Annotated in this window: 21 protein-coding genes; 17 read left to right on the top strand and 4 right to left on the bottom strand. The window is 40.1% G+C overall.

Annotated features, from left to right (window positions below):
* Positions 1–12: 12 nt before the first annotated feature.
* From F886_RS11605 to F886_RS11615, 3 genes are read right to left on the bottom strand one after another with little or no spacing between them, the layout of a single operon-like run.
* Positions 13–801 carry an ABC transporter permease gene (locus F886_RS11605; RefSeq protein WP_005305297.1) on the bottom strand — a complete coding sequence of 263 codons (789 nt, stop codon included), beginning with the start codon at positions 799–801 and terminating at the stop codon, positions 13–15.
* Positions 801–1,640, bottom strand: a complete 840-nt coding sequence (locus tag F886_RS11610; RefSeq protein ID WP_005305302.1) for an ABC transporter permease — start codon at positions 1,638–1,640, stop codon at positions 801–803. The genes F886_RS11605 and F886_RS11610 overlap by 1 nt, the downstream gene beginning before the upstream one ends.
* 3 nt (positions 1,641–1,643) lie before the next feature.
* Positions 1,644–2,717, bottom strand: a complete 1,074-nt coding sequence (locus F886_RS11615) for an ABC transporter substrate-binding protein (protein WP_005305304.1) — start codon at positions 2,715–2,717, stop codon at positions 1,644–1,646.
* A 314-nt stretch (positions 2,718–3,031) separates the two neighbouring features.
* Between F886_RS11615 and F886_RS11620 the strand changes: the two genes are divergently transcribed.
* From F886_RS11620 to F886_RS11635, 4 genes are all read left to right on the top strand, one after another.
* Positions 3,032–4,165, top strand: coding sequence for an LLM class flavin-dependent oxidoreductase (locus F886_RS11620; RefSeq protein ID WP_005305305.1), 1,134 nt, complete (start codon positions 3,032–3,034; stop codon positions 4,163–4,165).
* 190 nt (positions 4,166–4,355) lie between these two features.
* Entirely contained in the window at positions 4,356–5,183 is an 828-nt protein-coding gene (locus F886_RS11625) for an energy transducer TonB (RefSeq protein ID WP_005305307.1), read from the top strand.
* A 24-nt stretch (positions 5,184–5,207) separates the two neighbouring features.
* Positions 5,208–5,942, top strand: a complete 735-nt coding sequence (locus tag F886_RS11630) for a MotA/TolQ/ExbB proton channel family protein (RefSeq protein ID WP_005305309.1) — start codon at positions 5,208–5,210, stop codon at positions 5,940–5,942.
* Positions 5,942–6,346, top strand: a complete 405-nt coding sequence (locus F886_RS11635; RefSeq protein WP_001018517.1) for an ExbD/TolR family protein — start codon at positions 5,942–5,944, stop codon at positions 6,344–6,346. The genes F886_RS11630 and F886_RS11635 overlap by 1 nt, the downstream gene beginning before the upstream one ends.
* 63 nt (positions 6,347–6,409) lie before the next feature.
* Here F886_RS11635 and F886_RS11640 read toward each other — a convergent pair whose 3' ends face one another.
* On the bottom strand, positions 6,410–7,993 hold the full coding sequence (locus tag F886_RS11640; protein ID WP_005305311.1) for an ABC transporter substrate-binding protein: 1,584 nt from the start codon (positions 7,991–7,993) through the stop codon (positions 6,410–6,412).
* A 285-nt stretch (positions 7,994–8,278) separates the two neighbouring features.
* Between F886_RS11640 and F886_RS11645 the strand changes: the two genes are divergently transcribed.
* The 13 genes from F886_RS11645 (at position 8,279) to F886_RS11705 (ending at position 26,312) form a co-directional block, all read left to right on the top strand.
* Complete coding sequence (locus F886_RS11645; RefSeq protein ID WP_005305314.1) at positions 8,279–10,891, top strand: TonB-dependent receptor; 2,613 nt, start codon at positions 8,279–8,281, stop codon at positions 10,889–10,891.
* A 252-nt stretch (positions 10,892–11,143) separates the two neighbouring features.
* Positions 11,144–13,474, top strand: coding sequence for a TonB-dependent receptor (locus F886_RS11650; protein WP_005131896.1), 2,331 nt, complete (start codon positions 11,144–11,146; stop codon positions 13,472–13,474).
* A gap of 22 nt (positions 13,475–13,496) precedes the next feature.
* Complete coding sequence (locus tag F886_RS11655) at positions 13,497–14,693, top strand: LLM class flavin-dependent oxidoreductase (RefSeq protein WP_005305315.1); 1,197 nt, start codon at positions 13,497–13,499, stop codon at positions 14,691–14,693.
* Positions 14,694–15,011: 318 nt separating this feature from the next.
* The gene (locus F886_RS11660; RefSeq protein WP_005305318.1) at positions 15,012–16,637 is read left to right on the top strand and encodes an ABC transporter permease; all 1,626 of its coding nucleotides are present in this window, start codon (positions 15,012–15,014) and stop codon (positions 16,635–16,637) included.
* A gap of 9 nt (positions 16,638–16,646) precedes the next feature.
* Positions 16,647–17,462, top strand: coding sequence for an ABC transporter ATP-binding protein (locus F886_RS11665; RefSeq protein ID WP_005305322.1), 816 nt, complete (start codon positions 16,647–16,649; stop codon positions 17,460–17,462).
* Between the two features lie 12 nt (positions 17,463–17,474).
* A complete protein-coding gene (locus F886_RS11670; protein ID WP_005305327.1) occupies positions 17,475–18,320 on the top strand; it encodes an energy transducer TonB in 846 nt (281 codons plus the stop codon).
* 36 nt (positions 18,321–18,356) lie between these two features.
* Positions 18,357–19,091 (top strand): MotA/TolQ/ExbB proton channel family protein, encoded by a 735-nt coding sequence (locus F886_RS11675; RefSeq protein WP_005305335.1) that lies wholly within the window; start codon positions 18,357–18,359, stop codon positions 19,089–19,091.
* Positions 19,091–19,498, top strand: a complete 408-nt coding sequence (locus F886_RS11680; RefSeq protein WP_004925095.1) for an ExbD/TolR family protein — start codon at positions 19,091–19,093, stop codon at positions 19,496–19,498. Before F886_RS11675 ends, F886_RS11680 begins: the two co-directional genes overlap by 1 nt.
* Positions 19,499–19,654: 156 nt before the next feature.
* Positions 19,655–20,452 carry a Crp/Fnr family transcriptional regulator gene (locus tag F886_RS11685; protein WP_005305338.1) on the top strand — a complete coding sequence of 266 codons (798 nt, stop codon included), beginning with the start codon at positions 19,655–19,657 and terminating at the stop codon, positions 20,450–20,452.
* Positions 20,453–20,571: 119 nt separating this feature from the next.
* Positions 20,572–21,480, top strand: coding sequence for a TauD/TfdA dioxygenase family protein (locus F886_RS11690; protein ID WP_005305341.1), 909 nt, complete (start codon positions 20,572–20,574; stop codon positions 21,478–21,480).
* 50 nt (positions 21,481–21,530) lie between these two features.
* On the top strand, positions 21,531–22,598 hold the full coding sequence (locus F886_RS11695) for an ABC transporter substrate-binding protein (RefSeq protein WP_005305343.1): 1,068 nt from the start codon (positions 21,531–21,533) through the stop codon (positions 22,596–22,598).
* Between the two features lie 128 nt (positions 22,599–22,726).
* Positions 22,727–24,922: a TonB-dependent receptor gene (locus F886_RS11700; protein WP_081402255.1), complete on the top strand. Its 2,196-nt coding sequence runs from the start codon at positions 22,727–22,729 to the stop codon at positions 24,920–24,922.
* A 61-nt stretch (positions 24,923–24,983) separates the two neighbouring features.
* Positions 24,984–26,312: an LLM class flavin-dependent oxidoreductase gene (locus F886_RS11705; protein ID WP_005305348.1), complete on the top strand. Its 1,329-nt coding sequence runs from the start codon at positions 24,984–24,986 to the stop codon at positions 26,310–26,312.
* Positions 26,313–26,317: the final 5 nt, after the last annotated feature.

The following is a 26,317-nucleotide window of genomic DNA, read 5'->3' on the forward strand; positions in this document are numbered from 1 at the left end:
TAAAAAGACAAATTAGGTACGCCATTGCAGCAGGCATTTTGAAATAAGATGAATACTTGCCGTCATAAAGGCCCCACAAAGGGTCACCGTGATCGCACAAACCAACAGAATATCCATTTCAGCGTTAATCTCGGCTTTCATCATTAAGTTGCCGAGTCCCGCACCCGCATTGAATAGCAACTCACTTGCTGTCGTGGTGATCCAAGTAAATGGCACGGCTAAATTTAAACCAGTTAAAATATGGGGTAGAGCTTGGGGAAGGCGTATTTTTTTAAATTTGCGCCAGAATGAAAATTGATAAATACGTGCGATCTCATCGTATTTTGTATCATTGTGGCTGAGGCCCTGAAACGTATTGATCACTAATGGAAAAAACGAGGCAAGCGCGATAATAAAGATTTTTGCTTCTTCTCCATTGCCAAACCATAAGGCAATTAAGGGTGTTAAGCCCAGTAACGGTACTTGTCGAATACTATTAAATAGTGGAGAAACTAAAGCATTTAAAACCTTTGAATAGGCGAGCAAAGTACCTAAAATTAAGCCGCTTATCGAACCTAAGATGAATCCTATTCCAGCTTTTTTAAGACTTCCCCAGGTGTTTAGCCACAATTCACCTGTTTCAAGCAATTTAATAAATGCGAAATAAATGTTTTGTAAAGGAACAAATGCATAGGCATGACTGGCACCTAAGCTTGAGTTGTATTGCCATAAGCCTAATAACAGTAATGGTAGTACTAAGCCTTGTACTAAAATAATTGGCCGTTGCCATGTCTGTTTTAAAGTAAATGAACGCTGAGACATTATTTCTCCCTCGAACTAAGCGCAGGTGAGATAAAGCGGTGTTCTACTAAACGTAAAACTTTATCCAAACCAAACCCGACCACGCCTGTGATAAACACACCAACCATCACAACATCTAAGCGCAACATTTGACGTCCTAGTTCCATCATTTGCCCAATACCCGTTCCAGCTGCTAGTAGTTCAACGGCAACTAAAATCAACCATGCACGACCAAGTGCAATTCGTAGCCCACCGATTAATGGCGGGAGTATGGATGGAAGAATAATAAGTCTGAGCCAAGCACGTGTTTTAAGCTGGTAGATTTGTCCTAGTTCAATATATTTTTTGGGAATATTTTTGACTGCATCGGCCGTTGCTAACGCTATTGGAAAAAAACAGGCCTTTATAATCAGTAAAATTTTAAATAATTCACCAATCCCAAAAACTAAAATAAAAATGGGAATAAGGACAAAGATCGGAATTTGATAAAGAACGTTGAATAAAATATAGGTGTAATTACGGAACGTTGTGTTTGCTCCATAGGCAATACCAAAAGCAATTGCACTGATTGCTGCAATGGAAAACCCCAAAAACAGACGAGAAAGACTATCTTTGAGATGCACTTGAAGCTCACCACTTTGTAACAACGCAATGAAGGTATTCCAGACAGTTTTAGGCGGCACCAAAATTTGGGTTGGGAAAATCTGTAAAGAACTAATCAACTGCCAAATGAGTAATACTAATAAGGGTGAAATCACAGAGAGCAGCCCATACACCTTTTTAGAAGAAAATTTCTTACGAAGTGGGGTTTTAAATAAATCATTATTTTGCTCAATAAGCGGCTTTACTAGTATTTTCATTGTCTAGTTTCCCTGCTTATTGGAGGCATGATTGGCCTGTAAATTTTGAATCGCTTGACGGGTAAACTTCGGATTCAACAGCTCATCTGCTTTGATTGGTGTTTGAATAAGCTGATTTTTCACAGCGTGATCAATGACTTTTGAATAATGCTGTTTAAGAAAATCGACTTGATAGTTAGGTGACCAGTCTTGTTGCCATGTGCTTGCCGTGTTCTGGCTTTCACGTTGAATCACACTAAGAGGTTGGCCAAACTTAGTTTGACTTTGCTGAAACTCATCTTGATGGTGGGCAATCCAGTCCATTGCACGTACTGTCGCATCAGCAAGTAATTGGGTGGTGTCTGGATGTTGCTCAATATAACTTTTGCTGCCCCAGAGTTCAGCACGCATTTTCCAGTCCGCTGGTAAAGATTGTGACGACCAAATGATTTTACCCAGATGGCGATCTTGCAAAGTAAGCGCATCACTTAAGGTAAAAAAGGCATCTACACTTTTAGCAGATAAAGCAGCGGCCCCAGCTTGCGGGTTTAAATTCACAATTTGAAAGTCTTTTAAGCTTAATCCTTTACTTTGTATGAGTTGCCCAAAGTTAATTTCCCACGGACGTCCACGATGTAGGGCAATTTTTTTACCTTTTAATTCCTCAATAGATTTAATAGGTGAATTTTCTGGAACAATAAGGTAGACGTTATTACCGATACCTCCAGGTACAACAATTTGCGTTTTAACGCCTGTTGCATTCAGGACTACAGCGGGAAGGTTTCCATAAAAAGCAAAATCAATTTTATTATTTATAAAACTTTCATTGACCAGAGTCGCTACAGCAGCAGTCGTCACTGGTTCCCACTTTAATTCAATGTTATTTTGCTTTAAGGCTTTTAGAAAAATTTGATCTTGTGAAATCAGTTGTGGCACACCAATAAAGTCCAAACTACCCGAAGTGCCATTGGCAACGACTGCAATTCGGAGTTGTTGCTGTTCAGACTGTTTTGGGGTGGTCTCTTCTGTTTTTTGTGCGCCACAAGCAACAAGACCCAAAAAACTGAAACCTAAAAGTAGACGTGGAAAAATACGCATATCATCATAAGAATTAAAAAATATAAGGGTATTGAGCAAGAACCAAGCCAATAAAATTATATTAAACAAATCAATAAATTATGATTTTTTAGAATTATTATTGAGGTTAAATGCCGCCGTTGTGTTGTGATTGGGACACTCTTTAGCGTTTAAGTGTTGAAATATCAACACAGCCTTTAAACTCGATTTTTTAATATTTATATAAAACAGTAGTATAGATAAAAATTAATTTAAAAAAATAACGGCATGATTCCTGCTCATAAGACTTTTAACGAATTAAATATCGTCAAATCTTTAAATTATCGAGATTCATTATGTCAGTTGAGTTTTTATGGAGAATCCCTGTTCATGGGGATGGTCGTCGAGCACATCAATTACACACACGCGGTGAATGGAATCAATTAACTCCAGCAGTTCAATCTCCACAACGTGTTGCGCCGCAACATGAAGATCAGTTATTTGCTTACTATGACTATGTCGAGCAAGTGGCGAAAGCAGCCGATATTGTTGGTTTTCATGGCGCACTCATTCCTGCTTTTCCACATACTGAAGAGCCATGGGTGTTAGCATCTGCGCTGGCAAGAGAGACAAAAAGGCTTCGCTTGCTCATCGCAATTCAGCCTTGGTTTATTCATCCAGCCTATGCAAGCCAAATGGCTGCCAGTTTGCAGCGTTTAAGTCAGGGACGAGTAGAGTGGAATGTAATTTCAGGCGGTGGTGGCGCACAGCAACGCGCGTATGGGGACTTCATTGAACATGATCAACGCTATGCGCGGACCAATGAATTTTTAGAATTTGTGAAAGGTTATTCGCACCATACGCCTTTTAATTATGATGGAAAGTTTTTCCATGTTGAACAGGGCGGTCTGAAATACCCAATGAATCAATATGACGTTCCGCGTTTGTGGTTAGCAGGTGCGAGTGATGCGGCTTTACAAGTCGCAGGACGTCATGCAGATATCCATTTAACTTGGGGGGAACCTGTTGATCAACAGAAGAAAGTAATCGAACAGGCTCAAAATTTCTTTGAGCAGAATTCGCCAGAACGCAAAGTTAAATTTGGCATGCGTATTGATATTTTAGCGCGACCAACCCAAGAACAGGCCTTCCAAGAGCTTAAACAAATGTATGAAACCATTGCTGTTGACAGTAATGCTTTTGAACGCAAAGATACTGAATCTGTAGGAGCGAAGCGTCAGCAAGCTTTGGCGCAGGGCAACCGTTTTGAAGACTTATTTGTGAGTCCGAATGTGTGGGCGGGAATGTCAAATGTACGAGGTGGCCCAAACTGTATTTTAGTCGGGAGCTATGAGCAAGTCGCAGAACGTTTGCAAGAATATATTGATATTGGGGTGGGACATTTTATTTTAGCCAGTAACCCGCATTTAGAAGAAGCATATCGAGTAGCTGAAGAAGTCTTACCATTAGTAGGATATAAATTAAAATAATAAACTTAGACTCCTTTGAGAAATCAAAGGGGTCTTGTTGTTTGAACAGCATAACAGTGTTTGAAAACCAACATCTTTTACATGGTTTATTTAAATACTTTTTATTAAATATATTAAAAATAATAACTTAAGTATTTGGCATGGCTTGTGCAACTTACTGCTTAATCTTTTATTTTTAGTTTAAGTTGCTATGCGTGAACAAATCTTTAATCCCCATAAGCGGGCTTTGCTCTTTGAGCAATTTGCGACAGTTGCAGCCACAACTGAAATTGCAGATCCGTTTGCACGGCATGATCAAGAAGCCATTCAACCTGTTCCAGTGAAGTTGAATAAAGTCTTGATCGCAATTATTGCGGTTGCTTCAGCACATCTTGGAATTTGGTATATCGCAAAACAATTGCCGACACCAGCTTTAGATATTCATAAACCAGAACCTGTGGTGATTGAAATCGTAAAACCGGTTGAACCACCTAAAGTGATTGAACCCAAAATTCCACCGATTACTGAAAAGCCAAAAGTTCCACCTGTGGTGGAAAAACCCAAGCCAATTCCTAAACAAGTGGAACAGCCAAAACCTGTCCAAAAAAGTGTGGAGCAACCTAAGCCAGTTGCAAAAGCAGTGGCTGAACCAACTCCACAAAAAGTTGCAGAACCTGTGGTCACAAAAGAAGTCGTCGCAGAACCGGTTAAAAAAGTGGCTGAGCCTGTAAAAGCGTCAGATGACAATTTACCTGTGACTGAAGCCAAAGGTTATGCCGGATATCTCAGTAACCCTGCACCTGAATATCCTGAACAAGCTTTAGAACGTGGTTGGGAAGGCTCAGTCATTTTACGGGTCAAAGTATTAGCAAATGGCAGCCCAGATACAGTCAGTGTCAAGCAAAGTAGTGGCAAAAAACTTCTAGACAGTGCTGCCGTAAGAACAGTAAAGCAATGGAAATTTTCACCTGCGCTAAAAGGGAAAACCCCTGTAGAAGGCTGGGTCGATGTTCCAATTCATTATCAATTACCGAAATAAAATTTAAATTAAGAGGATATTTTCATGTCAGATATTAATTCATTGATCCATGACGGCACGATCTGGTTACTAGTTGCTTTCTCAATTGTGACTTGGGTGTTGATTGTAGTTAAAGTCATCCAGACGCAGCGAGCGACAAAACAAAGTAAGCTTTTTGTAGAAGAGTTTTGGAAAGCAAAAAACTTATCAGATGCAGTAACTAAGTCTGAACTCGGTGAAGGTCCAGCAGCACGAGTGGCTAACACAGGTTTTCAGACTTTAATTGAAGCAGATGAAAAGACGCATCAAGACTTACAAAATAGTTGGAGTCGTCAGGACTTATTAGAGCGCCATTTAAGTAAACAAGTTCTAACTGAGCGCCGCCAATTAGAAAAAGGTTCGGCTTTACTGGCTTCTATTGGAAATAACGCCCCATTCATTGGTCTGTTCGGTACAGTATTTGGGATTATCCATGCGTTACAAGCGATTGCTCATTCAGGTAATGCAAGCATGGATGTCGTGGCTGGACCAATTGGAGAAGCGCTGGTTGCAACGGGTATTGGTATTGCAGTTGCTGTACCTGCGGTGCTTGCCTATAACTACTTTGTGCGTAAAGTAAAAACAATTGGCGCAGATCTTGATGATTTTGCAACGGACTTCGTGAGCCTGAATCAAAAAGCAGGATTCCAACTACCAACTGCAAAAAAGGGTACGACTGGTAATACGGCGCTTAAAGATAATTCTGCTAAAGAAGTGAAAGAGAAAGGAGTGTTTGCATAATGGCAATTTCTACCTCTCAAGAAGACGATGTCGTCAGTGAAATTAATATTACGCCGTTAGTCGATGTCATGTTGGTCTTACTCATCGTATTCATTGTGACAGCTCCTTTGTTAACAAATACGGTGAAAGTAAACTTACCAAAAGCGGCTCCAACTCAATCTACAGATCAAAACAAAGCTGTAGTGATTAGTGTAAATCCACAAGGTGAAATATTCCTTGATAAAGATAAGGTGACACTTGCGAACTTTGAACAAGAAATAAAGTCACGCAAAAGCAGTAACCCTAAATTAGCATTAAATTTAAATGCTGATGAGACTGTACCGTATGGAACAGTTGCAAAATTATTGGCAAGTATTGAACGTGTAGGTGTAGATAAACTCTCTGTGATTACAGTGCCTAAATAATTAGGCCTCCATAAAAAAAAGCTGCTCCGGCAGCTTTTTTTATATTGTGAGTACAGATGAGTATTAAGCTTTCCAGAGTTTTTCAAAGCGCCATGTCGGAAAAATCGTATGTTCAGGAGCTAAACCACCAATATTTTTAGCTGCTGCGTCAATCGTATGGCTAAATCCCCAAATGAGCATTCCACCACGTTCATGTTGAATTTTTTGTGCTTGCGCCAAATGGATTTTGCGTTTGGCTAAATCAGGCTCTGCCAGTGCTTTAAAAAATAACTCACTATATTCAGGGTCTTTAAAGTTCACACGATTCGTTGTAGAAATGGGTGCATCATTAACAACGGCAGTCGATAAATATGGTGTGCCGACATTGGTCGCATTACTCGATAGCTGCCACTTACTGCGGTCAGGGCCATTAAACGTTGCAAAATCCACTTGTTTAACTCGAATATTCACATTAGCTTGTTTCGCTTGCTCGGCAAAAATTAATGCAGGTTGAGCACTACTCACTGGGGTAACAAGTTCTACACTCAAACCATCGTTAAAACCTGCTTGGGCTAATAGATTTTTTGCCTCGGCAATATTTTGTTGGCGCTGCGGCAAATTGAGAAAGGCAGGGTCTTGCGGCGAATAAAGATCGTTGGCGATTCGACCTTGTCCATTTAAGCCTCGCTGTACCAACTCCTCTCGGTTTGCAATCAAACGAAATGCCTGACGCACTCTAGGGTCATTAAACGGCGCTTGTTGAGTGTTAAAGTCAAAACTATTATGCGTATTGGTTGCAGAGCGTATGGTTTGAATGTGTTTTGCTTGCTCCAAAATTTTAATATATTCGGGTGAAATCGCATTTGCTACATCAATTTGTCCTGCCAATAAAGCATTTAATCTAGAGACCTGATCTTTAAAATCAATCACTTCAAAACTATCTGCATACGGTTTGTCTGCTTTAAAGTAATTATTAAAACGGGTAAAAACAGAACGTTGCCCCGGAATAAACTCTTTGACTTTATATGGACCAGCTCCGACTGGATTATGAATAGGGTCGAAGTCAGTTGGTACAATTCCTCCAAAGTTTACCCAAGTTTCAGGCAGTGCAACAAAACCGGGAATCTTACTAATAAAAGGAATACGAACAGTATATTCATCTAGTTTTTGAATACGATCTCGGTCAATCCACTGCACCAGATTACGAAATGGTGAAGCGAGTTTAGGATCTGTTAGACGTTTCACTGAAAAGATCACATCATCAGCAGTAATGGTTTTACCGTGATGAAATTCTAAGCCTTTACGTAAACGGATGGTCCATTCACTTGCATTGTGGTTAGGTTCTGCAAACTCCGCTAAAGCAAGTCGGGGTAGCATATTTTCATCCCATTCCCATAACTTATTATAAATAGCGAAACCTCGTGTAATACCACTTCCTGATGCTGAAAGATGAGGATCTAGACTGCCTGATTGTTGTCCTCCAATCAGCCCCAAGCGTATAACTCCTCCATGCTTAGGCGTTGCTGAGGAGGTAGTTTTTGATTCGTTACTATTATCTGGAGAGGGGCCACAACCTGATAAACTGCCCAACAAAGAGACGCCACCTAGCGCCGTGAGACTTTGTGTTAAAAATTTTCGACGTGATAACTGAAATGTTTGATTTGTCATTATAAATACCTGATTAGATCTTCATCTTCTAAGGTATTGCAGAATAAATGCCAATATTTTTATATAATTTTAATATATTTATCAAATGCTTATATAATTATGGTTTTTGGTGAGTGTCTCTATTTCAACAGCTTTGTTGAAAAAATAAACATGAATAGAATTGATAAGTAAACAATGATAAATTAAAAACAACTAAATCAAATAGTTAGATTGAATTATTTGGCGATTCAATGGTTGGCATAGGCTTTGCGTAACGCATTGTAAATTTACTTTACTGAGTGTGATATGAGACAGCCTTTTCAATTAAAACCTTTAGTTATTGCGCTTAGCGTATTAGGGGCAACTTTACCGTTATATGTTTTTGCCGAAGAAACGCCACAACAAGCAGGTGATTCTGAAAGTGATGTAATTACTTTGTCAGATGTAGTCGTTACTGGAGCAGCTAAGAAAACCACCGTTGTTCCCAAACGCAAAGTTACCTCAATTTATGGAACAGATAGCTCTGTATTGGATACCCCACGTGTAGTATCCCAAGTGTCAGAACAACAATTTAGAGAAGATGTTATTCGCAGTGCGGATGATCTTGTCAAATATGCACCTAGCATTACGCGAGGCGGGGGACAAAATGCTAACTTTGCTCCACAAATTCGTGGACAGAACTCGGAAGTTTTTCAAGATAGCCAACGCATTTACAGTACTCGCCATCCAACCAATCTCAATGCTTATGAAGGAGCCGATATTGTGGCAGGGCCAACAGGTGTAATTTTTGCACCGACTTCAGGTTCTGGCGGATATATTAACTACCTGACCAAAAAGCCTAATTTTAATAAAGCTGAAACCAATATCTCTGGCACTGTAGGTTCCATTTACTCAGGTAAAGGCGCAGAGCCTAATTTCTCTGTCAGTATTGATCATACAGCCCCGATTTCAAAAGAATTAGCATTTCGCGTGAGTGCAACAGCACAAAAAACAGATGACTATTATGACAATGTGAAAAATAACTTTAATGCATTTTATGGGGCACTTGCTTGGCGTCCAAATGATCGTTTAAGGGTAGATTGGAATATCAGTTACGATGACTATTACGATTTTAATGTGACGCATGGCTGGAATAGAGCATCGCAACAATCGGTTGATAATGGCCTTTATTACAAAGGTAGAGCTACGCCTATTATTCAAAACGGTTCGACTTTTTGGTCTCCTGTATTTGAATCGGGTGCGGCAAATTCTAAAGTCATTGGTTGGCAAACTCGTCAGAAGAACGATAAAAACCAATATGTTGCTGTTGGTGGAGTTCAGACCACGCCGTTACCGAACTCAACTGCTGATCAAGCAGGAACCATTAAAGGTTGGGTCTATGATCCATCAATCCCAGGCAATGAATTGGTCAAGCTAGATGATAATGTTTCAGGGCGTAGTGAAGATAAAAATAGTGCCAAGCGATTTAGCACTCAATTAAAAGTAATTAAAGATTTAAATGACCATTGGTCTATTGCAAACAGTACGCTCTATCAAAATAACAAAGATTTAGGCGACTCTGTTGGGAGCTTCTTTACAGATTTAGATCATGAGTTAATTGATAATCGACTAGAATTTTTAGGCGACTATGATTTTGAAATAGGTGGCGTAAAAATTAATAATAAAAGCAGTACTGGAGGGACATATCGTCATGAGAAGTTTACGTCTTTAGCTGCAAATAATAGTTTTAATATTAATCCTTATGATTTAACCAATGATCCATCGCAGAAGAATCCTGGTGATTTACTGGGGTTAATTAACAATAGCGGTTCAACAGGAGGTTGGATTGGACAAGCCGGAGTACCACAGTATTCCCAATATTTTGGATATTTAAATTTACCGCGCATGTACCCAATTGGAAATGGTTTATATGCTGAAAAAGGTGGCTTTCCACCGAATGGAGGAGGCGCTGTCTATACGGGTTCTGGTTTTTGGGATACGTTGAGTGTATTCACTCAACAGAACTTTACCTTTAACGATGTATTCGGTATTAATTTAGGCATTAACCATAGTTCTGTAAGAGCAAAACTTGAAAACCCACTTGTTTTAACCCCAACAGATGTCCGTTCTTCGAGTGACAAATATAGTCTATTGAGCTATCAACTGAGTACGTTTATTAAGCCTACTGCGAAAAGCACACTCTATTTTACCTATGATAAAAGCACCGCATTAAATACAGGTGTATTTGGGCCTTTCTTGATTTGGGGTGCAGGAAATCAACTTAATCCTTTAGCTTTTGACAGTCAAAGTGAGCTAAAAGAAGTAGGATTTAAATATGAACCTATTACTGACCAGTTATTTTTAACCCTAAGTGGATTTGAACAAAAACGAGATTTATCGCCTGATACCAACGGAAATATGGCTCGCTTTGAAATAAAAGGTATTGAGTCATCATTAAGATGGCAACTTCAAAAAAATATAGCGATTGGGGGCAATTTCACTTATTTGGATGCTGAATATAGCTCAATTATACCTGCTGGTTTTTCACCATTTGGCTTTCATGCGGACAATGCTACGGTTTGGGGAGACAATAATGCTTTAAACCAACGTAAAGCTAGACGTTATGATGCAGCAGGAATTCCCAAATACTCTGCAAGTGCTTATGTAGATTACCAACATCAGTCTGGTTTTGGAGTTAACCTATCAGGATGGTGGACAAGCTACTGGTACACAAACTTAAGTCAAACCGTGAAAGTACCGAATAACTATAATCTGGACTTAGGACTTTATTATCGCCAGCCACAGTGGACGGTGGGCCTTAACATTCTTAACTTAACCAATGAACGAAATTTTGTGAATGGTTTGGCAGGAGCGAATAGTGAGTTTTTACAACCAATGCGTCCTCTGACTGTACAAGGCCAATTTAGTTATAAATTTTAAAACCAATCAATCATTTCCAAGAATCTTAAAAAGCCATACGTCTGTATGGCTTTATTATTAATACGGGATATAAAACACGTTAAATCGTGAATGTTGAAATAACAACAATAATACCTTTCAGACTGTCTATCTATCAGCAGTATTGAATCATTTTTATTTTTAATTTTTTATTAAGTATTTGAAATTATTTAAATAAATTAAATGGCATAGAAGTTGCCAATATAAGAATAGATTTATTTAAATGGAGTCACCATGTTTAAGGTTACAAAAATTAGGCAGAGTATTTTAACTGCTATGTGGGGAGTAACGGCGAGTGTTTCGACATTAGCTTTAGCGAACGATGATGCTGATGCAATTCCTGCAGAGCAACAAGCTCAAGTGGTAAATGCTAAAGATGTAAAAAAACTAGGCGATGTCATCGTTACTGCACAATATCGTGCACAAAACATTCAAAAAGTTCCGACTGCAATTACAGCGGTTTCAGGCAAAGATTTGGCCGCGAAAGGCTCAACATTTATTGGCGATGTTTTAACTTATACGCCCAATGCAGCAGCTGAAAACCCAGATGGCGATAGCCGTCCACGTTGGTATATTCGTGGTTTAGGAACTGGCGATGTAGCAGCCTCTACAGTTTTTCCAGTCGGTATTTATGCAGATGGGGTTTATTTAAATGCACCTGTTGCTGGTGCTGGAGATTTATTCGATTTAGAACGTATTGAGGTGCTACGTGGTCCACAAGGCACTCTTTATGGTAAAAACACCACGGCTGGTGCGGTAAATTACATTTCACGAAAACCTGTTTTTACAGATAAACCGACCGGTTATGGAACAATAGGAATAGGTGACCATAATCTTCGTACTTTTGAAGGCGCCGTGAATGGGGCTATATCAGATAACGTTGCCGTACGAGGGGCATTCTATTCAGAAGATCGCGATGGTTATGCAAAAAATTTAGCCAATGGTGAGAACTACGGAGATGTAGATAAAAAATCATTCCGCTTCCAGATATTAGGAAAAATTAATGATGATTGGAATGCTTTAGTCAATCTACATAGTCAAACTTATAATGGTCTTGGTAATAATGGCTCTTTAAGTATTGGAAAATACTGGGGTGTTTATGAAAGACCACAAGGCCGAGATACAAATTTAGACTTACCTGAAAGTAATAAAATTCAACACGATGGTGCTTCACTCACCTTAACAGGAGATTTAGGCGGCGGTCATACTTTTACATCCATTACAGCGTTTGATAAAACCACTCAAAAATCTATTTCTGATGGTGACTATACGCCTTACGATGTAGCAAGAAGTTATAGCGACAATGAATGGCGCCAATATAGCCAAGAGTTTCGTGTTTCTTCTGATGCTGAAAAAAGACTCAGTTGGATCGCAGGTTTTCACTTCTTTAATGAAGATTTAGACTCAACAGGCGTAAGTGCGCGAGTAAATAAAACATTACCGAATGGCGCTCCAGCTCAAACAGCAGGAACTCCAGCTTTTAGAGATATTACCTATAACCAGACCACACAAAGTTTTGCCTTGTTTGGTAACAGTACCTATAAATTTACCGATAAATTTAAAGTGACAGGTGGTTTACGTTGGACAAGTGAAGAAAAAGATATTGATCTAGATCTTGTTCAAATTACCTCAGGCGATTACACCAAAGGCAGTTGGTGGCAAAAGGATGGGTATAGCAATGCGGTTTATAACCCAGCACCGAATGCAAATGGTTCAACAAGTCGTAAAAAGAGATGGAATGAGCTGACCTACGATATTACGCCAGAATATGAAATCACTCCTGATATCAACACATACTTCCGTTTTGCTCGAGGTTTCCGTTCAGGTGGTTTTAACACCGGACTTTCAAGTAGCCTGACGCAACTAGCAGATGTTAACCCTGAATATTTAAATAGCTATGAGCTAGGTTTGAAGTCTAGCTTGTTACAAGGCAATTTAACCGCCAATGCCAATATTTTCTATTATGACTACAAAGATATTCAAACAAATTTATTGGTTGCGACAGAAGGACAAGGTGGAGGAGTAACCTCAGTTCTGGCAAATGGACCTAAGGCAGAAGTAAAAGGTGCCGAATTAGAATTAGATTATTTAGCTACCGATAACTTACGCCTACGTTTTGCAGGCGCTTATTTAGACAGCGAATACACCGACTTTGTTGATAAAAACCCAGTAACCAATGTCGTAAATGCTGACAATACAGGTAACAGCTTGGTTCGTTCTCCAAAGTACACCATCGGTTTAGGGGGTGAATATACCTTTAATCTTGATAGTGGAGCACGCGTTATTGTGGGCACAGATGCAAAATATCGTGACCGTGAGTTTTTCTTAGTCAATCGTCAAGATTATTCTGTTGACCCAATCTTGAGTCAAAAAGGGTACACCTTATGGAACGCAAACGTTGGGTATATCAGTGCAAATAATAAATACCAAGTTAATGCTTACGTTAAAAACTTGCTAGACGAAGAATATCAAGTTCATGGGCGACCAAATGGTCCTGCTGGACAATATGTCTTAACCTATGGAAACCCACGTCAAGTTGGTGTTTCTCTCACTGCAAAATTCTAAGCTTTGCTTTACGGAGAAAATAATGGGAATTGAATTTTTTACACGTTTACCACTTCATGGCGAAACAGAATTTTTACCCGGTGACCCACGTAATCGCGGTGATTGGGCCAATATTGAAAATGTTGAAAATACTGGAGCGGTTTCGAACTATGAAGTGGGTGATGACTTTACCTATATTGATTACTTAAGTCAGGTAGCACGGGCAGCAGAAATTAATGGTTTTGCTGGTGCACTCATGGTAAACGCACCAACGGGTGAAGAGCCTTGGACAGTATGTTCATTGCTGGCAAGAGAAACCAAAAGACTTAACTTTGTGACTGCATTTCAGGCTTATCATTTTAGTCCATATAATGCTGTACAAACTGCGGCAACGTATCAGCGTGCAACGGGTAATCGACTGGTTTGGAATATTATTAATGGCGGCTCGGAAGTAATCCAACGTCAAGTAGGCGATGACTTACCTCACGATGAACGTTATGCACGTGCTACAGAGTTTCTAGATGTTGTAAAAGGATATTGGAATAATCCTTCATTTCACTATAAAGGAAAATACTATTCGGCAGAAGGTGGTGGTCTAAAATATCCACTGAATAAAGCAAGCCTTCCCATTATTTGCACAGCAGGTTCTTCGGAAGCTGCTCGCGAGTTTGGAGCAAAACATGCCGACTATTATTTAATGCGAGCTGAAAAACCAGAAGAAATTGCAGCATTAATTGCAGACGTACGTGCTCGTGCAAAAAAGTATGGTCGTGAAAATATAAAATTTGGTCTATCAATCGATACCATTGCTCGCCGTACCGAACAAGAAGCATTGGCAGAGGCACAGCGCTTTCTCGATGAAGCCGCTGAAAAGCAACGTTTACACGCGGCAGCAGCCCATGCGGGTTTACGCTCAGCGCGCGTATTAAGCTTCGAAAAAGAGTATGCCGAAAAAGATGGCAGTAAAAATGTCAGTGACTTTTTTATCCATCCAAATGTTTGGTCGGGGTTCGGATACATTGGAGTGCCACCCGGTGTTGCTCTGGTAGGGAGCTACCAACAGATTATTGAGCGTATTGAAGAATACAATAGCATTGGCATAGAGTTATTTTTTCTTGCAGGCTATCCACATCTTGAAGAGTCATACCGTCTTGGTGAACACGTTCTTCCACACTTTAAAAAGCAACGTGCTCGATTACAGCCTACGGTAGCTAGCCCAGAGTTTGATATTGCGCTTTAAAGTTTAAATGTTCTTTAAATAAGCCTGATTAGTAAGCTAGTTGGGCTTTTTTAATTTTTGTACCTTTTACGCCTTTGATCTTTTATGAAAGGTATATACAAGAATTCTTATCTTTATCTCTTATTTATAAATATAAATATTTTCTGATCTTTGTACCTGAGTAGACAGTTAAACAAAACATCTCTCTTTACACTCATCCAGAGCATAACACCAAAGATGAACACAACACGTCTCATATTAGATCTACATGACACGGATAAATGATCATCAGGTATACGTTTAGTTAAACATTCTGAGAAATCTATAAAAGCAGAATGTATGGATATATATCGAGATATGAAAGAAATAATTTCGCAAAAAAATTCATCCGGCATTGTCTGGAAAAGTACCAAGAAACCATGGTTCATTTCTGTTGGGTATTTTAACTCGCTTGCGATCTATTGGATTGTACCTCTTTGTTTATTCTTACTGTGGTGGGTAGCGTCAAACGAGCAATGGATGCCTGCCCAAATTTTACCTACCCCAAAAGACACATGGCATTCTTTCGTTGAAATCGCATCTCAAGATCTATGGTCACAGCTTGCGATCAGTCTTGAGCGCTTTGGTCTTGGCTTATTATCAGGTGTGTTAGGCGGCGTATTTCTAGGTGTTTTATTGGGTTATAGCCGCATTGCAGAACAATACCTATCTGCAACGTTTTATGCGTTGGTCATTATCCCAACATTGGCTTGGTTGCCTTTGCTCATGATCTGGCTTGGCATCGAAAATAGTTTAAAAATTTTCATCATTTTTAAGGCCACGATGGTACCGATTGCCTTACATACTCAGGCAGGGGTACGTGACATTCAACCCAAACTCAAAGAAATGGCAGCAATCTTACAGTTTAATCGTCTAACCTTACTCACAAAACTTGTACTGCCAGCCACACTTCCATATTTCTTTACGGGTTTAAGACTTGCTGTTGCAGCAGGTTGGACGAGCTTAATTGCTGTTGAGTTGTTGGCTTCATCGGAAGGCATTGGATATTTGATGGTGACAGGTCGTCAGCTATTTCAGCTTGATATTGTCTTTGTCACGATTTTTGTGATCGCATCTGTAGGTATTATTTTCGATTTTATCCTACATCGAATTGAACGAAAGTTTGTGTTTTGGCCACATGCTGCTTTGAGTGCTCATACTTTTCATAAAAAAAACCGAACCGATGTTTTCAAATCGTGGGTTTTACCTTTGAGTTTAGTCGTGCTTTGGGCAGTGAGCAGTTGGTTTAACTTGATTTCGAGTCAAATTTTGCCCGCGCCGTGGAAAGTATTAGAAGCACTCTGGTCAGGCATTCAAGATTTCTCACTCACTACCGCCATGTATTACAGCCTTTATCGTGCAATTTTGGGTTTGATTATCGGCGGGTTAATTGGGGCGTCAGTAGGCATTGTGGTAGGGCTATTTAAACCTATTGAAAATCTGTTGGCACCTACACTCAACACATTACGTCTAATTGCCATTTTTGCTTGGATTCCGCTACTGACAGCTTGGTTTGGGCTCGAAGATTTATCAAAAATTGTTTTCATTTCAATAGCGACATTTTTTCCGATGTTTATTGCGACGTGGAAAGGCATGTCGAGCATTCCAATGCAGCTTGTTGAAGTCTCAAGCACCTTAAGAATGACATTGCTTCAACGCTTAACGCTTTTGATTTTACCGAGTATTGCACCATCAATGTTTGCTGGGTTTCGCTTGGCATTGCTCTATTCGTGGATGGCATCTTTTGGAGCTGAATACTTGATGGGCTCTGGGATTGGTATAGGTAGCTACATGATGGCAGCACAGCAAAACTTTGAAATGGAACGTGTGATAGCAGCAACCGTTTTGGTCGCTGGTTTAGGGGCGATTCTGGCATGGCTGGGCAAAATAACTGAAAACCACGCAACATCTTGGCGAAAAAATTGAGGTCAGACCATGACAATTACCCTTAATACAAATACTGAAAAACATCACCAATCTTTTCAAGCTAATGCTCAAACACGTGTGGCATTTCACCATGTTCATAAGTCTTTTATCGTCAATCAACAACCGGTCAAAGTTATTCACGACTTTAATCTAGAAATTAAAGAAGGGGAGTTTATTGCGATTGTAGGTAGCAGTGGCTGCGGTAAATCTACGCTCTTACGTCTTTTGGCAGGACTAGATCAAGATTTTGATGGTCGAATTTTAATTGATGGTGCCGATGTAAGCGGGATTGGCGGCGATCGAGCGGTAGTTTTTCAAGAACATCGCTTATTTCCTTGGCTTACCGTTGAGCAAAACATTGAGCTGGGTTTATTAAATGAGGCGTTAACTTCACGTGATAAGGATATTCTGGTCCAAAAAGCAATTGAGTTAATTGGCTTAAATGGCTTTGAAAAGGCCTACCCACATCAGCTATCTGGTGGGATGTCTCAACGTGTAGCCATTGCACGTAGTCTTGTGGTGCAGCCTCGTATTTTTCTGTTAGATGAACCGTTTGGTGCTTTGGATGCATTAACACGGCATCAAATGCAAAATGAATTGCTACGCATTCAATCTCAACAAAAAATGACCACTGTTTTTATTACGCATGATGTGGAAGAGGCCGTAACTCTGGCAGATCGTGTGGTGATTTTAAAACCCAAACCTGGTCGTGTTGAACAGATTATTCCCGTCAACTTGCCACGTCCTCGAAATCGTTCAAGTTTTGAATTACATCAATTAAAAGAACAGATTTTTCGGATTTTGACCGAAGACAAAATTGGTTAATAGGAGTTATTGATGAGTGAATTTAGTCAAGGCTCGATTAGAAAAGCATTTTTATTTGAGCAATTATCCAATCAGGTCTCCCATACAACGACGGTTAATGATCCTTTTAGCCATAACGTAGTAGATGCTGGAAATGATCCTGCTGGGCCAAAAAAGAATGCTTTGGCAATTGCGATTGTCGCCGTTGCTGCGGCACATTTGGGAATCTGGTATATCGCCAAACAACTTCCTACTCCTCAGCTTGATGTCAAAACACATGACCCTGTGGTGATAGAGATTGTCAAACCGCCTGAACCACCTAAGGTGATTGAACCTAAAATCCCTCCAGTGGTGCAAAAGCCAAAGATACCGCCTGTTAGCCCAAAGCCTGAGCCTGTACAAAAGCAAATAGAGACACCGAAACCCGTACAGAAACACGTTGAGCAGCCTAAACCTGTTGAACAGCATAAGGCCGTAGAGCAACCACGACCTGTAGCAGAGACCTTAAGTAAAAACGTGGTGGCTGCTCCTGTTCAACAACCCGTTTCAAAACCCACTGAAGCACCTGCGAAAGCTGCTGATGACAACTTGCCTGTTACAGAAGCAAAGGGTTATGCAGGTTATTTGAGTAATCCAGCGCCTGAATATCCTGAACAGGCTCTCGATCGAGGTTGGGAAGGTTCAGTCATCTTGAGGGTAAAAGTCTTGCCAAATGGCAGCCCCGATAGCGTGACAGTCAAACAGAGCAGTGGCAAAAAAATACTCGATAGTGCAGCGGTGAGAACCGTAAAACAATGGAAATTCTCACCAGCCTTAAAAGGGAAGACACCAGTCGAAGGATGGGTCGATGTTCCTATTCACTATCAGCTCCCAAAATAATTTTTAACTTAATATTGATCTATAAGGAATTTTAACATGAGTGATATAAACTCCCTGATCCACGATGGGACTATCTGGTTATTGGTTGCTTTTTCAATTGTGACATGGGGTTTGATTGTCATTAAACTGGTTCAAACCCAAAAAGCCAACCGCCAAAGCAAAGCCTTTGCAGAAGAATTCTGGAGTGCCAAAAATCTGCAAGATGCGATTCAAAAATCGGAAGCAGGGCAAGGACCAGTGGCTCGCATTGCAAATACTGGTTTTAAAACACTTGCCGATGCAGACGATGATACTCATCAAGATTTACAACATAGCTGGAGTCGCCAAGATTTACTTGAGCGTCATTTACGCAAACAAATTTTGTCCGAACGCCGCCAGTTAGAAAAAGGCTCTGCCTTGCTCGCATCAATTGGTAATAATGCACCTTTCATTGGCCTATTTGGTACAGTCTTTGGGATTATCCATGCTTTACAGGCCATTGCACACTCGGGTAATGCCAGTATGGATGTCGTTGCAGGACCGATTGGTGAAGCACTAGTTGCAACAGGCATCGGGATTGCAGTGGCTGTTCCAGCGGTACTGGCATATAACTATTTTGTGCGTAAAGTAAAAACTATTGGTGCAGAACTAGATGACTTTGCGACCGATTTTGTCAGCCTAAACCAAAAATCAGGTTTCCAGCTTAAGACAGTCAAGGCGAAAACAACAAATACGAGTACTCCAGCCAGCGAGTTAAGCCATAACCACAATAAAGAAAAGGTATATGCATAATGGCAATCTCAACATCGGAACAAGATGATGTCGTTAGCGAGATCAACATTACCCCTTTAGTAGACGTGATGTTGGTTCTTCTGATTGTATTTATCGTCACGGCGCCCTTACTGACTAATACTGTTAAGGTAAACTTACCCAAGGCTGCACCAACGCAGGTGACAGATCAGACCAAGGCTGTAGTCATTAGTGTTAATCCAAAAGGGGAAATTTATCTGGATAAAGATAAAGTCACTCTTGAACACTTCGAACAGGCCATTCAAACCCGTAAGGCGGCCAATCCTAAACTGGCTCTGAACCTGAATGCAGATGAGACGGTTCCTTATGGTACGGTTGCCAAGTTACTGGCCAGCATAGAACGGGTAGGCGTTGATAAACTATCAGTCATTACGTCGCCTAAGTCTTAAGTTCTATCAAAATAAATGAGATGAAAGAAAATCAAGATCCAAATTTGAGATCTTGATTTTTATATAATTGTTTAATCTAAATTTATATTAAACTTGAATTTCACGATTAGGTTGTATGGTCTATTTTAGAGCTTCAATTTGATGGTGAGATGGCGAATGACAACACTTGTTTATAACGATAAAAGAAGAAATAACTATGATCATTTTTTAGATTTATTAGATCAAACTCATATCAATCGTTATCAAGATTTCAACATTACCTTTGAATATAAAAAACTGGCTGAACAAATGCTGTCAGAATGTGAATTCATGGACGCGTGTTCACTTGAAGAAAAGCAGAAATTATTTAATGAAATTAAGATAAAGCATCTATATCAAGGGCAAGTGCTATATTCGAGAAATCAAGACTGTCGTGAACTCATCATTGTTTTAAGTGGTGTACTCAAGTTAGGCTGGAATTCATACGATGGGAAATATCTTATTCATCGTTTTATCCCTACAGGCGCACTATTAAATATTGTCTATCTTATTTCTGAATCTGCGCTAGAGCATGAATATGTTGCACACGAAGCAACTGTGATAGCGACCATTCCAGAACATATCTTTAAGCACACCATACAGCACAATTCACGCATGTTATATCAGGTTTTAAAACTGGTATGTCAGAGAACACGTCTTTTAGACAATGATATCTATCACACCTCTACACAACCTATAAAGGTACAAATTGCGCGACAGCTCATCTATTTAATCGAATTTTTTTCGACTCAAACTCAAAAAGGCATTGAGGTTTTATTGAAACTCTCACAAGAAAATTTAGCTGAACTTTTAAAAATATCGAGACAAAGTATCAGAAAGGAAATTCAGTGGTTTGTTGAAGAAGGCATTATAGAAACAAAATACAATCATATCTCTGTTAAAGACATCGACAAATTAAAAGCCTTACTGCACTAAAGAGGTTATGACGAATTATGAATAATTTTTCATAAATGCAGAAATGCTATGTAATTTTTGTTGCAGAATTTAAAGGGGGTAATTTCTAAACTCATATCATCAATGACGAGAACGATGATATGGCAGATTTATTAATAAAAAAACCACTGAGTGAGTTAATCGATGTAATTCCTTTAGCAGGTCGTATCGGTGCACAAATTAACGGTGTTGAATTATCTTCAAACCTTAACCCTGAGGTTTTGAATCAAATTAGGCAGTCTTTGCTTGAACATAAAGTTATTTTTTTCCGTAATCAGGAACATTTAACCGATCAAGAGCAAGAAAAGTTTGCCGAATTGCTTGGGCAGCCTATTTCACATCCTACTGTTCCAGTGGCAGAGGGTTCGACTTATATATTTGAGCTTGATTCCCGTCATGACGGTCGTGCAGACGTTTGGCATACCGATGTCACCTTTGTATCAAATTATCCAAAAATCAGCATTCTAAGAGCGGTAACTACGCCCAATCGAGGGGGCGATACCACATGGGCAAATACAGAAGCAGCCTATGATGAATTGCCAGAGCCGCTAAAGCTCCTTGCCAATCAGCTCCGTGCGATTCACACCAATGATTTTGATTATGGTGGTTTTCGCCCTTCTGCAAGTGATGAAGTCGTAAAACGCCATCAAAAAATCTTTGCTTCAACGGTCTATGAGGCGGAACACCCATTGGTCAGAGTACATCCTGAAACAGGTAAACGAACCTTAATTTTAGGCCAATTTTTTAAACGATTTGTGGGTCTGACTGCTAAAGAGTCCAACAAGCTATTTGAAATTTTTCAAGATCGTATTACCAAACCAGAAAACACGATTCGCTGGACGTGGAAGGACGGTGATGTCGCTATTTGGGACAACCGTGCCACTCAGCATTTAGCCGTCAATGATTATGGTAATTCCTTGCGTATCATGCGACGCGTTACGTTGGCAGGCGATGTTCCTGTTGATATCGATGGCAAAGCGAGTAAGCAAATTAAGCCATCTACGTCTTAAGCATCTAAGCAATAAAACGCTGATTTATCAATAAAAATGTGGAAGATATAATGAAACCATCAATTTTTAAAAAATTGATCTTGCTGAGCTTATTGGCTTTTGGACATGCCAGTTACGCTGAAAGCCTTAAAACAATCCGAATTGGTTCTCCCGATTTGACTGCTGGTCAGAAACACGCGGGTGGTGGAGTTGTTGATGTGCTTTACAACAAAAAATGGCTTGAGCAAGAACTTGCAAAAAACAATGTCAAAGTGGAATGGCATTTCTTTAAAGGTGCTGGGCCAGCCATTAATGAAGCATTGGCCAACAATCAACTGGATTTCGCCTTTTTAGGTGATTTACCTCCAATCATTGGTAAAGCCAATGGATTAGATACCCAATTACTTGTTCCAACGGCGCGCGGGATCACCAATTATTTGGCGGTAAGATCTGATCTTTCGATCAAAAATTTTGCTGATTTAAAAGGAAAACGCGTTGGTTTGTTAAGAGGGACAGCAGATGAATTGTCATTTGTGAGTGCATTGAGCAGCCAAGGTTTAAAGCTTAGCGATGTGCGAGTGGTCAATTTAGACTTTAACGCCGTCAACGCCGCTTTGGCTGCAAAAAAAATTGATGCGTCATGGGGACCTTCTCGATTTTTTGCGTTACGTGACAAACACATCGTTAACTTGCCTATCAGTAGTCGTCAGTTAAATGGGGCAGGATCTACTCAAGGTGTGTTTTTAGGTCGTCAATCTTTTATTCAACAACATCCAAATGAAACACAACAGGTTGTGACTCAGGTTGTAAAAGGACTGAACTGGCTCTCAAATGAGCAAAATCGAGTACCACAAGTCGCACTCTTTTTCACCCAATCTGGCTATCCGGCATCTATATATGCTCAGGAACTCAATGGTGTAAATCTGAAGTTTTTATATTCACCTTTATTTGATGGTTATTACACCCAACAATTGCAGCAAAAAATTACTTTGGCTACGCAACAAGGGTTGATACGCAAAAATATTGACGTCAAAAGCTGGATTAATCCGTCATTTGTAAATCAAGCACTTGAACAATCAAATTTAAAGACTTACTGGAAGCCAACTCAGCAGTACGAATATTTGAAATCAGTGAAATAAGCATCGTCTTTTAAAACTTAATTATGGGGTAAATAATGTCGATACATTCGAGAAATGTAGGGCGTGATCCGTTCACGTCAGCAACTAAACAAAAAATTTTAAATTTAAGTCTGCTTTCGCTGAGTATCATGTCAGTTTGGGGACAAGCTCATGCAGAAACAGTCTCAAATACCGCACGTTCTTCAGAGGATGTGGCTCAGTTAGAGACCGTAGTTGTGACAGCAACACGCCGTGAAGAATCACTCCAAAAAGTACCTGTTGCCGTTTCAGTCATTAGTGGAAAGGAACTCGATAAGCAACAGCGAAACTCACTTGAAACATTGGTAACACAAGTACCGAGTGTTAACTTTCGGGCAGGAGCTTCCAATAAAGATACTTCTTTATTTGTTCGCGGTATTGGAACTGTTACCACTTCACCGGGTGTCGAACCTTCAGTCTCAACTGTGATAGATGGCGTTGTTTACAGCCGACCGGGACAAGCAACTCTTGATTTGTTAGATGTAGATCGCATTGAAGTCCTACGTGGTCCCCAAGGAACACTTTTTGGTAAAAATGCATCGGCAGGTGTAGTCAATATTGTGACCAAAAAGCCGACCAGTGAAACCTCGGGTTATATTGATGCCTATGCCACTAATGATGGTGAACAACGAATTAAACTAGGAGCATCTGGTACATTAATTCCTGAAAAATTAACTGCCAATGTCTCGGCGCTATTAGGTAATTTTGATGGCAATGTAGACAACCTTACAACCAATCAAGATGTTAATGGCTATAAAAATTATGGTTTTAGAACCAAATTTGAATATACGCCTACCGATAGTTTAGTTTTAGGCTTTACTGCCGATTATCTACATAAAAAAGGGAGTGCCCCGACAGGTATTGTGGTTAAAAATACCGATGCCAACTATGCAGCAGCATTATCGCCTGTTGTGGCATCTCCAACCAATCGAAGTACAGTTGAAAATACTCAAGCCTCGACTGATGATACCAATCAGGGTATAGCGCTTACCGCAGACTGGACATTAACCAATCATCAATTATCATCTATTACGGCCTTTCGCCAATGGAAAAACACACAGATTGGTGACAGTGATCAGCTTGCTGCTCCGACACCAAATTTTGCCGGAATTGCCGATTTAGGTCATGTTAACAGTAAGCAATTTTCTCAAGAAATTAGAATTAAACCGCTCGATCATGGTTTTTTTGATTATGTCGCGGGTCTATATTTTTCAAAAAACAAAAACGATGAGACTTATCAACGTGAGTCAACTTGGTACAACAATGCCTCTAATGCCTACGTCGTAGATTTTGGTAAGGCAATCTATAACACAGACAGCACTAACTATGCTGCATTTGGCGAAGGTACCTTTCATTTCACAAATCGGTTGAGATGGATTGCTGGTTTACGTGTTACTCGAGATGAATTGTCTTATGATCACAGCCGAGTTTCAACTGTTCCAAGCAGTGTCGGTGTCCGAAATGCTATTCGTTCTTCATTTAGCAGTGATGGATCGACCAGTGAAACTGGAGTTTCAGGCCGTATTGGACCTCAATATGACTTTACACCGAATATATTGGGCTATTTTACCTATTCGAGAGGTTATAAAGGTCCTGCATATAACGTTTATTTTAATATGCAGCAAAATGATACGCCTGTCATTGATCCTGAAACGGCTAACTCTTACGAAGTTGGTCTCAAATCTCAATGGTTAAATAATCGTCTGCGTGTCAACGTGGCGTTATTTAATACTGATTATGATAACTATCAGGCAAATTTTAGAACCCTCGACCCAAATGGTTTCCCAATAACCCGCTTGGTGAATGCAGGAAGTGTCTCTACCTATGGGGCTGAAATTGATTCGGTATATAAGATCAATCCAAATTGGGCATTAAACTTTTCAGGTGCCTATACACATGCACGAATTGATGACTTCAAATGTCCGGCTGCCGATACTTCTTGCCCAAATGTAAATGGTAAACCATTGCCATTTTCTCCGGATTGGAAATTTAATACCCAGCTTGATCGCTATTTTACTCTGGCAAATAACAAACAAATTGAACTTTCAACCCAATATGCATGGCAAAGTAAAGTACAGTTCAGCCTCGACCAGAACCAAAACACCATTCAGGGTGCATATGGACTTTTGAACGCGAGCATTGCTTTAGCTGATACTGCTTCTGACTGGCGATTGGCATTGAATGTAAGAAATATAACGGATAAATCATATGCGACCTTACTGAGCACAAATGGTAGCCGTATTACTCGTCAAGTCCCTAGAGATGATGAACGCTATTTTGGCATTTCATTCCGTAAAAATTTCTAAAAAGTATGTCTAGTACGCCTCGTTTTTTTCGAGGTGTACACCCATTCATGGACTGATTAAAATGAGTAATCCTTCGTCTACAAGAAAGCTTCACCTTAATTTATTTTTAGACGGTTATGGCCATCATTTGGCCAGTTGGAGACATCCAGCGAGCCAATTAAACCAAAGCCCCTATGAGCGTTACTTAAGTGCAGCAAAAATAGCTGAAGAGGGGAAATTTGATGCCATTTTTTTTGCCGATAGTTTAGCTGTTGATCCAGCAACTGCGACATCAGGCAAAATTCGCGGTAGCGAGGTTGAACCCCTCACATTACTTTCGGCAATTGCGACACAAACCCGTCATATTGGACTCATTGGGACAGCCACGACAACCTATAATGAGCCATATCATCTCGCAAGAAAATTTGCCTCTTTAGACCAGATTTCTGCTGGACGTGCAGGCTGGAACCTCGTCACCACTGATTTTGCACTTGAAGCGAAAAATTTCAGTACAAAGGAACATGTCAAACATCAAGACCGCTATGCACGTGCTGAAGAATTTCACGATGTGGTAAAAGGACTTTGGAATAGTTGGGATGAAGATGCAGCTATTCATGATAAAGCCAGAGGTATTTTCTTTAATCCAGATAAGGTACACACGCTCAATCATTGCGGTGATATTTTTCAGGTAAAAGGTCCACTCAATATTAGCCCAAGCCCACAGTCTCACCCTGTGGTGGTTCAGGCAGGCAGTTCAGAACGAGGCAAAAATCTGGCAGCTCGTACGGCAGATGTCATTTTTACTGCGCAATCTAACTTAGCCGCTGCACAGCAATTTTATAGTGACGTAAAGCAACGTCTTGAAGACTTTGATCGTCAAGAGCATGAGTTGGTAGTGATGCCCGGTGTATATGTGCTTGTTGCACATTCGCATGAAGATGCTAAGAAGCAGCAACAGCTTTTAGATGAACTCGTTGATGATGACATTGGCCTTGGGCTTTTAGGCAGAATGTTGGGTAATTTTGATTTAAGCGGTGTTGATGTGAATCAGCCTTTAGCTTCGTTAGATTTATCCGAGACGCAAACGGGGCAGCAAAGTCGCCAGCAATTGATTCAGGCACTGGGGCAAGAGCAAGGTCTAACCATTAAACAGCTCTATCAACGTATTGCATCAGGACGTGGGCATTTTTGTTTGGTTGGAACGCCAGAATATATCGCCGACCAGCTTGAAGAATGGTTCGTTAGTGGTGCAGCAGATGGATTTAACATTATGCCTGCCGTTATATCAAACGGAATTAGAGACTTTGTCGATCTGGTGATTCCCATCCTTCAACAGCGCAATTTATTCCGCAAAGAATACGAAGGTCAAACATTAAGACAAAACCTCGGCCTCTTGGCTGCTGCCGATTAAAAGGA

The sequence above is a fragment of the Acinetobacter sp. NIPH 542 genome (genome assembly GCF_000369825.1).
Taxonomy (GTDB): Bacteria; Pseudomonadota; Gammaproteobacteria; order Pseudomonadales; family Moraxellaceae; genus Acinetobacter; species Acinetobacter oleivorans.